Source organism: Cryobacterium sp. TMT1-62 (assembly GCF_004403145.1).
In the GTDB taxonomy this organism is placed as follows: domain Bacteria; phylum Actinomycetota; class Actinomycetes; order Actinomycetales; family Microbacteriaceae; genus Cryobacterium; species Cryobacterium sandaracinum.
This window is the reverse complement of record NZ_SOGZ01000047.1, coordinates 38855-51504: the sequence shown is the minus strand read 5'-3', so window position 1 is coordinate 51504 and position 12650 is coordinate 38855. Positions and strand designations below refer to the sequence as shown.

The 12650-nt window shown below is 67.3% G+C and carries 8 protein-coding genes; 2 read left to right on the top strand and 6 right to left on the bottom strand.

What is annotated here, in order from left to right; all coding sequences use genetic code 11:
- Positions 1-15 precede the first annotated feature (15 nt).
- Positions 16-1941: a Stk1 family PASTA domain-containing Ser/Thr kinase gene (gene pknB / locus E3T34_RS14030; RefSeq protein WP_370327695.1), complete on the top strand. Its 1926-nt coding sequence runs from the start codon at positions 16-18 to the stop codon at positions 1939-1941.
- Between the two features lie 67 nt (positions 1942-2008).
- Here pknB and E3T34_RS14025 read toward each other — a convergent pair whose 3' ends face one another.
- From E3T34_RS14025 to E3T34_RS14015, 3 genes are all read right to left on the bottom strand, one after another.
- Positions 2009-3379: a class II 3-deoxy-7-phosphoheptulonate synthase gene (locus tag E3T34_RS14025; protein WP_369827920.1), complete on the bottom strand. Its 1371-nt coding sequence runs from the start codon at positions 3377-3379 to the stop codon at positions 2009-2011.
- A gap of 94 nt (positions 3380-3473) precedes the next feature.
- Positions 3474-4163, bottom strand: a complete 690-nt coding sequence (locus E3T34_RS14020; RefSeq protein WP_104099533.1) for a 1-acyl-sn-glycerol-3-phosphate acyltransferase — start codon at positions 4161-4163, stop codon at positions 3474-3476.
- Positions 4164-4190: 27 nt separating this feature from the next.
- Positions 4191-5138: an ROK family glucokinase gene (locus E3T34_RS14015; protein WP_104099534.1), complete on the bottom strand. Its 948-nt coding sequence runs from the start codon at positions 5136-5138 to the stop codon at positions 4191-4193.
- A gap of 175 nt (positions 5139-5313) precedes the next feature.
- On the opposite strand from E3T34_RS14015, the gene E3T34_RS14010 reads away from it, so the two are divergent.
- Entirely contained in the window at positions 5314-7146 is a 1833-nt protein-coding gene (locus E3T34_RS14010) for a long-chain fatty acid--CoA ligase (protein WP_134343342.1), read from the top strand.
- A gap of 253 nt (positions 7147-7399) precedes the next feature.
- On the opposite strand, the gene def is transcribed toward E3T34_RS14010, so the two are convergent.
- The 3 genes from def to E3T34_RS13995 are packed head-to-tail and all read right to left on the bottom strand — an operon-like array spanning position 7400 to position 12634.
- On the bottom strand, positions 7400-7891 hold the full coding sequence (def, locus tag E3T34_RS14005) for a peptide deformylase (protein WP_134343341.1): 492 nt from the start codon (positions 7889-7891) through the stop codon (positions 7400-7402).
- 48 nt (positions 7892-7939) lie between these two features.
- Entirely contained in the window at positions 7940-9193 is a 1254-nt protein-coding gene (locus E3T34_RS14000) for an AAA family ATPase (protein ID WP_241977419.1), read from the bottom strand.
- Between the two features lie 36 nt (positions 9194-9229).
- Positions 9230-12634, bottom strand: coding sequence for a pyruvate carboxylase (locus E3T34_RS13995; protein ID WP_134343340.1), 3405 nt, complete (start codon positions 12632-12634; stop codon positions 9230-9232).
- Between the last annotated feature and the right edge of the window lie 16 nt (positions 12635-12650).

Here is a 12650-nt window from a genome sequence, read left to right as displayed (position 1 = left end):
ACCTCTGCCGATCCCATGGTCGGTCGTCTGATAGACGGCCGCTATCAGGTGCGCTCACGGATCGCCCGCGGTGGCATGGCCACCGTGTACCTCGCGACCGACCTGCGCCTCGAACGCCGGGTCGCCATCAAGATCATGCACGGGCACCTCGCCGACGACAACACGTTCAAGGCCCGGTTCGTGCAGGAGGCCCGCTCGGCCGCCCGGCTCGCGCACCCGAACGTGGTCAACGTCTACGACCAGGGCCAGGATGCCGATATGGCCTATCTGGTCATGGAATACCTGCCCGGCATCACTCTGCGCGACCTGCTCAAGGACTACGGCCGGCTCACCAGTGAGCAGACGATGGACATCCTCGAGGCGGTGCTCTCGGGCCTCGCCGCCGCGCACAAAGCAGGAATCGTGCATCGCGATCTCAAGCCGGAGAACGTTCTCCTGGCCGACGACGGCCGCATCAAGATCGGCGACTTCGGACTCGCCCGGGCCGTCAACAACAACACGGCCACCGGGCAGGCCCTGCTCGGCACGATCGCCTACCTCTCCCCCGAACTCGTCACGCGGGGCATCGCGGATGCCCGCAGCGACATCTACGCGCTCGGCATCATGACCTACGAGATGCTTACCGGCGAGCAGCCCTATGTCGGCGAAGCGCCCATGCAGATCGCCTACCAGCACGCGAACGACAACGTGCCCATGCCTAGCGCGCGGATACCCGCGATTCCGCACGAGCTCGACGAACTGGTGCTCTGGGCCACCGCCCGCGACCCGGAGCAGCGCCCCCGGGACGCACGTGTCATGCTCGATCAACTGCTCGACCTCGACAAGCTCGTGCGCCCGACCTCCCCGGCGACCGGACAATCCGCGACCATGGTGCTGCCCGGCGGCGTGACCGCAGCGGTGGCCGACGCGGACACCCAGATCCTCGGCGGTGCCCCGCTCGCCCCGGCGGTGGCCGGCGTGGCCACGGCGGCTTCTGCCTCGGCACCCGCCACCACCATTCTCCTGGCCGACAAGGCCCGCACACGCAAGTTCCGCGGCTTCTGGCTCTTCGCGCTGGTGCTCATGCTGGCAGCCCTTGCCGGCGGAACCGGCTGGTTCTTCGGCAACGGCCCCGGCTCAGAGGTCCCGATTCCCGCCCTCGTCTCGGTGTCCCCCGACGACGCGACCGCCCAGCTCACCGGGCTCGGGCTGGAGGCGGCGCTCGGCACCGAGTTCAGCGGCACCATCCCCGCCGGCCTCGTCTCCAGCACCAACCCGGATTCGGGCACCCGCGTGGCGAAGGGCAGCACGGTGACGCTGCGTGTATCCCAGGGCCCGCAGCCGATCGTTCTGCCCGTGCTGGCGGGATTGACGGCCGATGCTGCGACCTCCGCCGTCACGGAGCTGAAGGCAGGCATCGGGGCGACCGATTCCCTCTTCGACGACACCGTGGAATCGGGCCTGGTCATCTCCGCGAGCCGCGAATCCGACGCCGGGGACGTCTCCCAGGGTGGGGACTACTTCGTGGGCATGAAAGTCAATCTGGTTCTCTCACTCGGCCCCGTACCGGACGTGTCCGGCGAATCCGTCAAGGACGCCACCGCGATCCTGGCGGAGAAGGGGCTGCTCGTCACCCCCGGCGACGAGATCTACAGTGAGTCGATCGCCGAGGGAGACGTCGTGAGCGCGGCCCCCGTGAACGAAGGTCCCGTGCGCACCGGCGACACGTATGCACTCACTACTTCCCTCGGCCCGGCACCCGTCACGGTGCCCAACATCGTCGGCCTCCCGTGGAACGAGGGCAAGCAGGTGCTCACCGACCTGGGATTCAAGCTGAGCTACAATCTCGGCGCGGATGCCATCGCACCGCTCCTGAGCGTCGCATCGACGAATCCCGAAGCCGGCACCGCCGCGCCCAAGAACAGCACCATCACCCTCAAGCCGACGAACCCGTTCGGCTAGACAGCCACCCCGGCCGGGCCGGCCGTACCCGGCGGTTCCCATGCCGGAGCGGGCACCCGGGGCCGGGTTAGCGAGCGGCAAGCTCCTCGGCAACCAGGAAGGCGAGCTCGAGCGACTGCATGTGATTCAGGCGCGGGTCGCAGAGCGACTCATAGCGGGTCGCCAGCGCGGCCTCGTCGATGTGCTCGGAACCACCCAGGCACTCCGTGACGTCGTCGCCGGTAAGTTCGACGTGAACGCCGCCCGGGTGTGTGCCGACGCTGCGGTGCGCCTCGAAGAAGCCGCGCACCTCGTCGACGACGTCGTCGAAACGACGGGTCTTGTACCCGGTGGGCGTGGTCACACCGTTGCCGTGCATCGGGTCGGTGACCCAGAGCGGCTTGGCCTCACTGGCCTTGATCGCCTCCAGCAGCGGCGGCAGGGCGCTGCGCACCTTGCCCGCACCCATCCGGGTGATGAACGTGAGACGACCGGGTTCGCGGTTCGGGTCGAGCTTGTCGACCAGGCGCAGCATGTCGTCGGTTGACGTGCTCGGGCCGAGCTTGACCCCGATCGGGTTGCGCACCCGGGAGAGGAAGTCGACGTGCGCACCGTCAAGGTCACGGGTGCGCTCCCCGATCCAGATGAAGTGCGCGGAGGTGTTGTACGGCGTGCCCGTGCGGGAATCGATCCGGGTCATCGGACGCTCGTAGTCCATCAGCAGACCCTCGTGGCTGGTGTAGAACTCCGTCCGACGCATGGCTTCAAAGTCGGCGCCGCACGCGATCATGAACTTGATCGCGCGGTCGATCTCCTTGGCCACCTTCTCGTAGCGCTGGTTGGCCGGGTTGGCGGCGAAGCCCTGGTTCCAGCTGTGCACCTGGCGCAGGTCGGCGAAACCGCCCTGCGTGAAGGCACGGATCAGGTTGAGGGTGGAGGCGGCGGTGTGGTAGCCCTTGACCAGGCGGGCCGGGTCGGCCTCGCGCGATTCGGGTGTGAAATCGTAACCGTTGACGATATCGCCGCGGTAAGCCGGCAGGGTGACGCCACCCCGGGTCTCGAAATCGCTGGAGCGTGGCTTGGCGAACTGGCCGGCCATCCGGCCCATCTTGATCACGGGCATCGACGCGCCGTACGTCAACACGACGGCCATCTGCAGCACGGTCTTGACCCGGTTGCGGATCTGCTCCGCGGTGGCGCCGCTGAACGTCTCGGCGCAGTCCCCGCCCTGCAGCAGGAAGGCATGGCCGCCGGCGGCCTCGGCGAGCCGGTTCCGTAGGATGTCGACCTCGCCGGCGAAGACGAGCGGCGGCTGCGTGGAGAGTTCGGCAGATGCCGCGGCAACCGCATCCGCGTCGGGCCAGGTCGGCTGCTGCTTGATCGGGAGGGTGCGCCAATAGTCCAGGCCGGCAACCACAGATCGATCTGCGAGCACGACTGGTTCGGTGGGGTCTACCACGGGACTATTCCTTTTTTGTCTGGTCCGGCAAGAAAAATATTGCGGGCCGGGCTATCGGGTCGGGGTCTGTCGGCCCCTGGGCAACCGTCTGATTCTATCGGGTCAGGCTGGCCCGCTTTTCTTTCACGCTGGTCGCGTAGACGTCCACATACTCCTGCCGGCTGAGGGCTTGCAGCTCGTACATCAGCTCGTCGGTCACGGACCGGAGCACGAACCGGTCGCCCTCCATGCCGTCGAAGCGGCTGAAGTCGAGGGGTTCGCCGATCACGATGCCGATCCGGCGCACCTTCGGGATGCGGGTGCCCGTCGGCATGGCCTTCTCAGTGTCGATCATGGCCACAGGGATGACCGGGACCTCGGCCTCGAGCACCATCCGCGCCACGCCGGTGCGGCCCCGGTACATCTTCGCGTCGGGACTGCGGGTGCCCTCAGGGTAGATGCCGAGCACGCCGCCGGCACCCAGGACGCGCAGGCCGGTGTTGAGGGAATCCTCGGATGCCTTGCCACCCGACCGGTCGATCGGCAGCTGGCCGGTGGCCTTGAAGAACTGGCGTGTCGCCCAGCCCTTGAGCCCCTTGCCCGTGAAGTACTCACTCTTTGCGAGGAAGACGACGCGACGCGGAACGACCAGCGGCAGGAACACCGAGTCGATGAACGACAGGTGATTGCTCGCGAGGATCACACCGCCCTCTTTGGGGATGTTCTCGAGCCCGACCACCCAGGGCCGGAAGATAGCCAGCAGCAGAGGGCCGATGACAATGTTTTTCATGAGCCAGTAGAACATCGTTGCTCCCTCGGTAACCCGGAAAGCCTACTGCGCGAAAACGTGTTTCCGCGCCAGGTCGGCCGCACCGACGACACCGGCGTCGTTGACGAGCTGCGCGATGGCGAATTCGGCCTCCGGGTGGAAGCCCCTGGCCGGCAGATTTTCGAGGTACGCGGCGCGGATGGGCTCGAGCAGCAGTTCACCGGCAGCGGCGACGCCCCCGCCGAAGACGAAGATCTGCGGGTCAAGTACGGCCGCCAGGCTTGCGCAGGCCTGCCCGAGCGAGCCGCCCAACTGCCTCAGGGCGGCCAAGGCGCCGTTGTCACCGTCCTGGATCAGCCGGCCGACCTCTTTGCCGGTCAGCTTGCCCTTGCGCTCACGGGCGGCCGCGAGGCCGAGGCCGATTCCGCCGGCATCCGCCAGCTCGGTGGCAATTCGAAGCAGGGCGCGACCCGAACCGTACTGTTCGATGCAGCCGTGGGCGCCGCAGCCGCAGAGGCGACCGCCGGGCACCACGCGCAGATGCCCGAGCTCGGCGGCACAGCCGAAGCCACCGCGGAAGAGACGGTTGTCGGCGACGATAGCTCCGCCCACTCCGGTGCCGATGGTGAGGGTGACCATGTCGGTGTAGCCCCGGCCGGCGCCGAAGGTGAATTCCGCCCAGCCCGCGGCGTTCGCGTCGTTCTCGATCAGGATGGGCAGGTCGAGCCGCGCCTCGAGAGTGGCCCGAAGTGGCTCGTGGCGCCAGTTGACGTTGGGCCCGTAGTAAACGGTGGACTGGGCGGCGTCGATGAAGCCGGCCGCGGCGATCCCGGCGGCGACGACCTCCTCGCCCTCCGAGAGCTCCGTGATCATGTCGACGACGGCGTCTTCGATCCCGCGAGGATCGCTCGCGGTGGTCGGGCGTCGATCCGAGCGGATGATCGTTCCGGATTCGTCGACCAGGGCCGCGGCGATTTTGGTGCCGCCGATGTCGATACCAATGGCGTGCACAGAGGACTTCTTTCGTCGATGGATAAAGTGGGGCGCTCTGCGGGGCGAGACAACGAAGCCGGTGCGTCCCCCTAGAGTGTAGTGAACCAAGACACGGCCAGGCGAAACGGCTGCTTCCACGAAGTGACGTGGATAGAGTGAGGCAAATCGCCCGCCCGGTACCAGAGGAGCTACCGTGAAACAGTACGATCTGCCCGCCATCGTTCCCGCAGACCCACAAGCCAATGTCACCGATCTCCTGGTCGAACGCCTCAAGGCGACGCCCGACTCCGTGTTGTTCTCACTGCCGAGAAACGGAGCTTGGTCCCCCGTCACCACCACGGAGTTTCATGCCCAGGTCGTCGCGCTGGCCAAGGGGCTCGTCACGGCAGGAATCCAGCCCGGAGACAAAATCGGCTTGATGTGCAAGACCCGGTATGAGTGGACGCTGATCGACTTCGCCACCTGGTTCGCCGGTGCCGTGCTGGTCCCCGTTTACGAGACCAGCTCGCCCATCCAGATCCAGTGGATCCTGGGTGACTCCGACGCCGTGGCGGTGATCGTCGAGACCGCCGAGCACTTTTCCCGCTTCGACGAGGTGCACCCCGAGCTCGGCAGCGTGCAGAAGGTCTGGCAGATCGACCTCGGTGACCTCGACAAGCTCGCGGCCTCCGGGGTCGACGTGCCGGATGCCGAAATCGAGCGGCGTCGCTCGCTGGCCGTGGGTTCGGACATCGCCACCCTGATCTACACCTCGGGTTCCACCGGCCGTCCCAAGGGCTGCGTGCTCACCCACTCCAACTTCGTCGAGACGTCGCGCAACTCGGCGGTGGCGCTGAAAGAGGTGCTCACCGACGCGAACGGCGCTTCCACGCTGCTGTTCATCACCACCGCGCACGTTTTCGCCCGGTTCATCTCGGTTCTCTGCGTGCACGCCGGTGTGCGCGTCGGTCACCAGCCCGATACCCGGAAGCTGCTCGAATCGCTCGGCACCTTCAAACCCACTTTCCTGCTCGCAGTGCCGCGGGTGTTCGAGAAGGTCTACAACTCCGCCGAGCAGAAGGCGCTGGCCGCCGGCCGAGGCAAGATCTTCGAGACGGCCGCCCAGGTTGCCGTTGACCACTCGATGCTGGTCGATCAGGGCAAGAGCGTTCCGCTGATGCTCAAGCTCAAGTTCACGCTCTTCGACCGTCTGGTCTACAGCAAGCTGCGCGCGGCCATGGGTGGCAACGTGAAGTACGCCGTCTCCGGTTCGGCTCCACTCGGCATGCACCTGGGTCACTTCTACCACAGCCTCGGCATCAAGATCCTGGAGGGCTACGGCCTTACCGAGACAACCGCGCCGACCACCGTGGGTCTGGCCACCAAGTTCAAGATCGGCACCGTAGGCCCACCGCTTCCCGGCGTCTCGGTGCGCGTCCTGGACGACGGCGAAATCGAGGTCAAAGGCGTCAACGTCTTCACGGAGTACTGGAAGAATCCCGTGGCCACCGCGGCCACCTTCCACGACGGATGGCTCCGCACCGGTGACATCGGCGCCATGGACAGCGACGGCTTCCTCACCATCACCGGGCGCAAGAAGGAGATCATCGTCACGGCCGGCGGCAAGAACGTCGCCCCGGCGGCGCTGGAAGACCCGATCCGGTCCAACCCGCTGATCGGCCAGGTGGTCGTCGTCGGCGATCGCAAGCCGTTCATCGCCGCCCTGGTCACGCTCGACCCCGACATGCTCGCGGTCTGGTTGAACAACAACGGCGAGGACGCGGGAATGACGCTGGCCGAGGCATCCGTCAACGCGAAGGTTCTCGCCGAGGTGCAGCGCGCCATCGACCACGCCAACGACCACGTATCGCGGGCGGAGTCGATCCGCAAGTTCACGGTGCTGACGACCGAGCTGACCGAAGCCGCCGGGTACCTGACCCCGAAGCTGAGCATCAAACGGGACATCATCCTGCGGGACTACGCCGATCAGATCGAGGCGATGTACCTGGGCGCCCCGGTGACCGGGACGAACCCGGTCAGCAGCTAGCACTCCCCGCGACGACCAAAACAGGTCCCGTCGTCACAGTGGCGACGGGACCTGTTTCGCGTCGTCCGGCCGCCTGGGTCGGAACCAGTAGATAAGGGAGCCCCAGCGCCGTGCCCAGCGTCGAACCAATTCGACGGAGATTCTGCCGTAGAACTGCCGTTTCTGCACGTTGGGGGACGTTTCCGGCAAAATCTCCGTCGAATTCGTGGGGGGGGCGGAGGCCCTTTAGGGCCTCGGACCCGAACGACTGGGGTCAGAACCAGCTCGACGCGCGGACCTCTTTCATGGCGGCCCGCCGGTTCTCCTTGTCGAGGCGGTCCAGGTAGAGCAAACCGTCGAGGTGGTCGGTCTCGTGCTGCAGGGCCTGGGCCATGATCCCGGACCCGGAGAGTTCGACCGCCGTGCCGTCGACGTCGATGCCGGTCACCCGGGCGAACGGGTACCGTTTCGTGGGATACCAGAGGCCCGGCACCGACAGGCAGCCCTCGTCGACGAGCTCGGGCTCCCCCGAGACCTCCACGAGGACCGGGTTGAGGATGTACCCGATCTCGCCATCGACGTTAAAACTGAATGCGCGCAGATTCACGCCGATCTGGGAGGCCGCGACGCCGGCCCGGCCGGGCAGTCGCACACTGTCGACCAAGTCCTCGATCAGGCTCCGCACCCGGGCGTCGATCGTGCCGATCGGGTCGGAGACGGTTTTGAGGACGGGATCTCCGAAGAGACGGATCTGGCGCTCGGGCAAGGGTGACTCCAAGTCATGGATGCGGGGGTACAGGGGTACCGGATCGGTTTAGACGCCGCGGTCGGCCGGAAGACCCTCCACGACGACGGCCGCGAGGGTGCGGGCCGCGAGCCGGGTGATGGGCTTCAGATCGTCGAAGGAGATGATGCTGCCCGCGGCGAGCTGCGGGTCCCAGGGGATGCGCACGATCTCCCGCACCCGAGAGCGGAAATGCGATTCGATCTCTTCCAGCTTCACCAGATTCGTGCCCTGTGTCGCCGTGTTGAGCGCGACGACCGCGTTGCGAACCAGGTCGCCGTAGCCGTTGGCTTCCAACCAGGTCAACGTTTCGGACGCCAGCCGCGCCTCGTCGATGCTGCCCCCGGAGACGATGACGATCGAATCGGCCCGCTGCAGCGTGGCACGCATGACGGAGTGCACGATTCCGGTGCCGCAGTCCGTGAGCATGATCGAGTAGTACCGCGCCGCCAGGTCGGCGACGACGTTGTAGTCGTTCTCGTCGAAGGCCTCGGAGAGGAGCGGGTCGGTGTCGGATGCGAGGATGTCGAGTCGGGTCGCGTCGCGGGAGACCAGCGACGAGAAATCGGTATAGCCGCCGATGGACGCGGCCTTCGTGACCACGTCGCGCACGGTGGACCGGGTCTGTTTCGTGACCCGCTCGGAGAGGGTGCCCCGGTCGGGGTTCGCGTCGACGGCGATGATGCGGTCTTCGCGGGCATCGGCCAGGGCCATGCCGATCAGTGCGGTGACGGTCGTCTTGCCGACCCCGCCCTTGCGGGTGAGGATCGGCACGAAGCGGGTGCCGCCCTCGAAATCCTTGCGGATGCGCGCGTCGAGTTGTTTGGAGGCGCGCACCGTGGCCGAGTCGCCGAGGTTCACCAAATGCAGGGTCGCCGAGTAGACGAAACTGTTCCAGGCTCCGCGGGGCGGCGGTTTGGTGCGACGGTTGACGGCCAGCAGCCGATCGGGCGTGAGCATGGCGGCGGACTCGGGGGCCGGTCCGCCGGCGGGGCGCAGACTCTCCCGGCGGGTGTGCGGAACGGCGTCGCTCACGGCCGGACCGGAGAGGGCGCGGGCCGCCCCCGTGACGGCTGCGGACAACCGATCGGCGCGCGCCACGGCCGGGGTGCTGATCTCGATCGTGTGCGTAGCCGGGCGTTTCAGGTTCTCCGGCAGGGCCGCCGCCAGGTTCACGATCGTGTGCGGCGGTAGTTCGCTATGGTACTCGTCTCCCGGCTCGGCGAGAGGCTCGATGGAGGCGTCCGGACCGGACGCCTCGGCGCCTGTGCGCTTATCTGACAAAAAGATCAGTCCCTTCGTCGATAGATCGCACCAAGCCTAGCGTGGACGCACCACCACCAGCAGATCGCCCGCGTCGACCTGCTGGGTTCGCGGCACGGCCACCCGTTCGATGTTTCCCGCGATGGGCGAGGTGATCGCGGCCTCCATTTTCATGGCCTCGATCGAGGCGACGGCCTGCCCGGCCTCGACGGTGTCGCCCTCCTCGACCTGGAGGGTGACTACCCCGGAGAACGGCGCGGCGATCTGGCCCGGCCGGTTGGCATCCGCTTTTTCGGCGACCTTGATGCTGACCGTGATGTTGCGGTCCCGCACGAACACGGGTCGGAGCTGTCCGTTCAGCGTGGTCATGACGGTGCGCATGCCCTTGTCATCGGCCTCGCCGATGGCCTCAAGCCCGACGTAGAGGCGCACGCCCTTGTCGATCTCGACCGCGTGCTCAATGCCCTGCTGGAGACCGTTGAGGTAGTCCACCGTGTCGAGCACGGACAGGTCACCGAAGAGTTCCCGGATCTGCTCGAATTGGCGCGTGGGCGCCGGGAAGAGCAGCTGGTTCAGCATCATTCGGCAGGTGAGGCCGTCGCTGCCCAAGGCCTCGCGTTCCTCCTGGGTGAGCTCGGTGATTCCGACGCGGACGTTGCGCCCGGCGAGGACCTTGCTGCGGAAGGGCTCGGGCCAGCCGCCGGGCAGGTCGCCCAGCTCCCCCGCCATGAAGCCGATCACGGAGTCGGGCACGTCGTAATTGCCCGGGTTCTCAGCGAAGTCGGCCGGGTCGGCACGCACGGCGGCGAGGTAGAGGGCGAGGTCGCCGACCACCTTGGAGGACGGCGTCACCTTCGGTACCCGGCCGAGGATGTCGTTGGCCGCGGCGTACATGTCCTCGATCAGTTCGAAGTCGTCGGCGAGGCCGAGCGCGACCGCTTGCGTACGCAGGTTGGACAGCTGGCCGCCGGGGATCTCGTGCTTGTAGACGCGGCCGGTGGGCGCGCGTAGACCGGATTCGAAGGGATGGTAGACCCGGCGTACATCTTCCCAGTACGGCTCGAGGTCGCAGACGGCCTGTAAGGATATCCCGGTGTCGCGTTCGGTGTGGACGAGCGCGGCGACGAGGGACGACGCCGACGGCTGGCTGGTGGTGCCGGCCATCGGGGCGCTGGCCACGTCGACCGCGTCGGCGCCGGCGCGGCTGGCCGCGAGCAGCGTGGCGAGCTGGCCGCCCGGAGTGTCGTGCGTGTGCACGTGCACCGGGAGGTCGAAGCGCGACCGCAGGGCGGTGACGAGCTTCTCGGCCGCGGCGGGGCGCAGCAGGCCGGCCATGTCCTTGATCGCGAGGATGTGCGCGCCGGACTCCACGATCTGCTCCGCGAGCCGGAGGTAGTAGTCCAGGGTGTAAAGCTTCTCGGCCGGGTCGAGCAAATCGCCCGTGTAGCAGAGCGCGACCTCGGCGATGGAGGAGCCCGTCGCCAGCACGGCGTCGATGGCCGGGCGCATCTGCGAGACGTCGTTGAGGGCGTCGAAGATGCGGAAGATGTCGACGCCTGTTTTGGCGGCCTCGCGCACGAACGCATCGGTCACCTCGGTCGGGTACGGAGTGTAGCCGACCGTGTTGCGGCCGCGAAGCAGCATCTGCACGTTGATGTTCGGCAGGGCCTCTCGCAGCGACGCCAGTCGTTCCCAGGGGTCTTCGCCGAGGAAGCGCAGCGCCACGTCATAGGTGGCGCCGCCCCAGGCCTCGATCGACAGCAACTCCGGGGTCATCCGGGCCACATACGGGGCCACGGCGACGAGGTCGCGGGTGCGCACCCGGGTTGCCAACAGTGATTGGTGGGCGTCGCGGAAAGTGGTGTCCGTCACGGCCAGGGCGGTCTGCGCGCGCAGGTCCGCGGCGAAGCCGGCCGGGCCGAGCAGCTGGAGCCGTTGGCGGGAGCCGGCCGGAGCCGGTTCGGACAGATCGAGCTTCGGCAGCTTCTCGGCCGGGTTCAGCAGGGTCAGCGGCACCCCGTTGGGCTTGTTGACGGTCACGTCGGCGAGCCAATTCAAGATCTTCGTGCCGCGGTCCTTGGAGGCGCGGCCGCGCAGCAGCTCCGGGCGCTCATCGATGAAGGAGGTGCTCAGGTTGCCGGACGCGAAGTCCGGGTCCTCGAGCACGGCCTGCAGGAACGAGATGTTCGTGGACACGCCACGGATACGGAACTCGGCCAGGGCGCGCTTGGATCGGGTCACGGCGGACGGGAAGTCCCGGCCCCGGCAGGTGAGCTTGGCGAGCATCGAGTCGAAGTGCGGGCTGATCTGGGCACCGGGGTTGATTGTGCCGCCGTCGAGCCGGATGCCGGCGCCGCCGGGCGAGCGGTAGGTGGTGATCTTGCCCGTGTCCGGGCGGAATCCCATGGTCGGGTCCTCGGTGGTGATGCGGCACTGCAGGGCCGCCCCGCGCAACACGATCTTGTCCTGCGTGAGTTCGAGCTCACGGAGCGTCTGGCCCGCGGCGATGCGGATCTGGGACTGCACGAGGTCGACATCCGTCACCTCTTCGGTCACGGTGTGCTCGACCTGGATGCGCGGATTCATCTCGATGAACACGTGCTGGCCGGCGCGTTCGCCGACCGTGTCGAGCAGGAACTCGACCGTGCCCGCGTTCACGTAGCCGATCGAGCGGGCGAAGGCGACCGCATCGGCGTACAGACGCTGGCGGATCTCGTCAGAGAGGTTCGGCGCCGGAGCGATCTCGATGACTTTCTGATGGCGGCGCTGCACGGAGCAGTCGCGTTCGAACAGGTGCACGGTCTCGCCGGACGCATCGGCCAGGATCTGGACCTCGATGTGACGCGGCCGCAGTACGGCCTGCTCGAGGAACATGGTCGCGTCGCCGAACGCGCTGTTGGCCTCGCGCATGGCTTCCTCAAGGGAGCCGCGGAGATCGCTCAGCTGAGCCACCCGGCGCATGCCGCGGCCGCCGCCGCCGGCGACGGCCTTGGCGAAGATCGGGAACCCGATATCGTCGGCCGCGGCGATCAGCTCGTCGACGTCGCGTGAGGGCGCGCTGGACCCCAGCACCGGAACGCCCGCCGCGATGGCGTGCTCCTTCGCGGTGACCTTGTTGCCGGCCATCTCGAGCACGTGCTCGCCCGGGCCGATGAAGGTGATGCCGGCCTGGCGGGCCGCGAGGGCCAGCTCGGGGTTCTCCGAAAGGAAGCCGTAACCGGGGTAGATGGCATCGGCTCCGCTCTCCCTGGCCACCCGGATGATCTCGCTCACCGTGAGATAGGCGCGCACCGGGTGTCCCGGTTCGCCGATCTGGTACGCCTCGTCGGCCTTCAGGCGGTGCAGCGAATTGCGGTCCTCGAAAGGGAACACCGCCACGGTTTTGGCACCCAGCTCATAAGCCGCCCGAAAAGCCCGGATCGCGATTTCCCCGCGGTTGGCAACAAGAATTTTCGTAAACATGCAGACCTTTCAAGCG

Excerpts from the sequence above, each read along its gene's own strand:
- pknB (WP_370327695.1), top strand. The coding sequence starts at position 16 with ATGGTCGGTCGTCTGATAGACGGCCGCTATCAGGTGCGCTCACGGATC.
- E3T34_RS14020 (WP_104099533.1), bottom strand. The coding sequence starts at position 4,163 with ATGTTCTACTGGCTCATGAAAAACATTGTCATCGGCCCTCTGCTGCTG.
- E3T34_RS13995 (WP_134343340.1), bottom strand. The coding sequence starts at position 12,634 with ATGTTTACGAAAATTCTTGTTGCCAACCGCGGGGAAATCGCGATCCGG.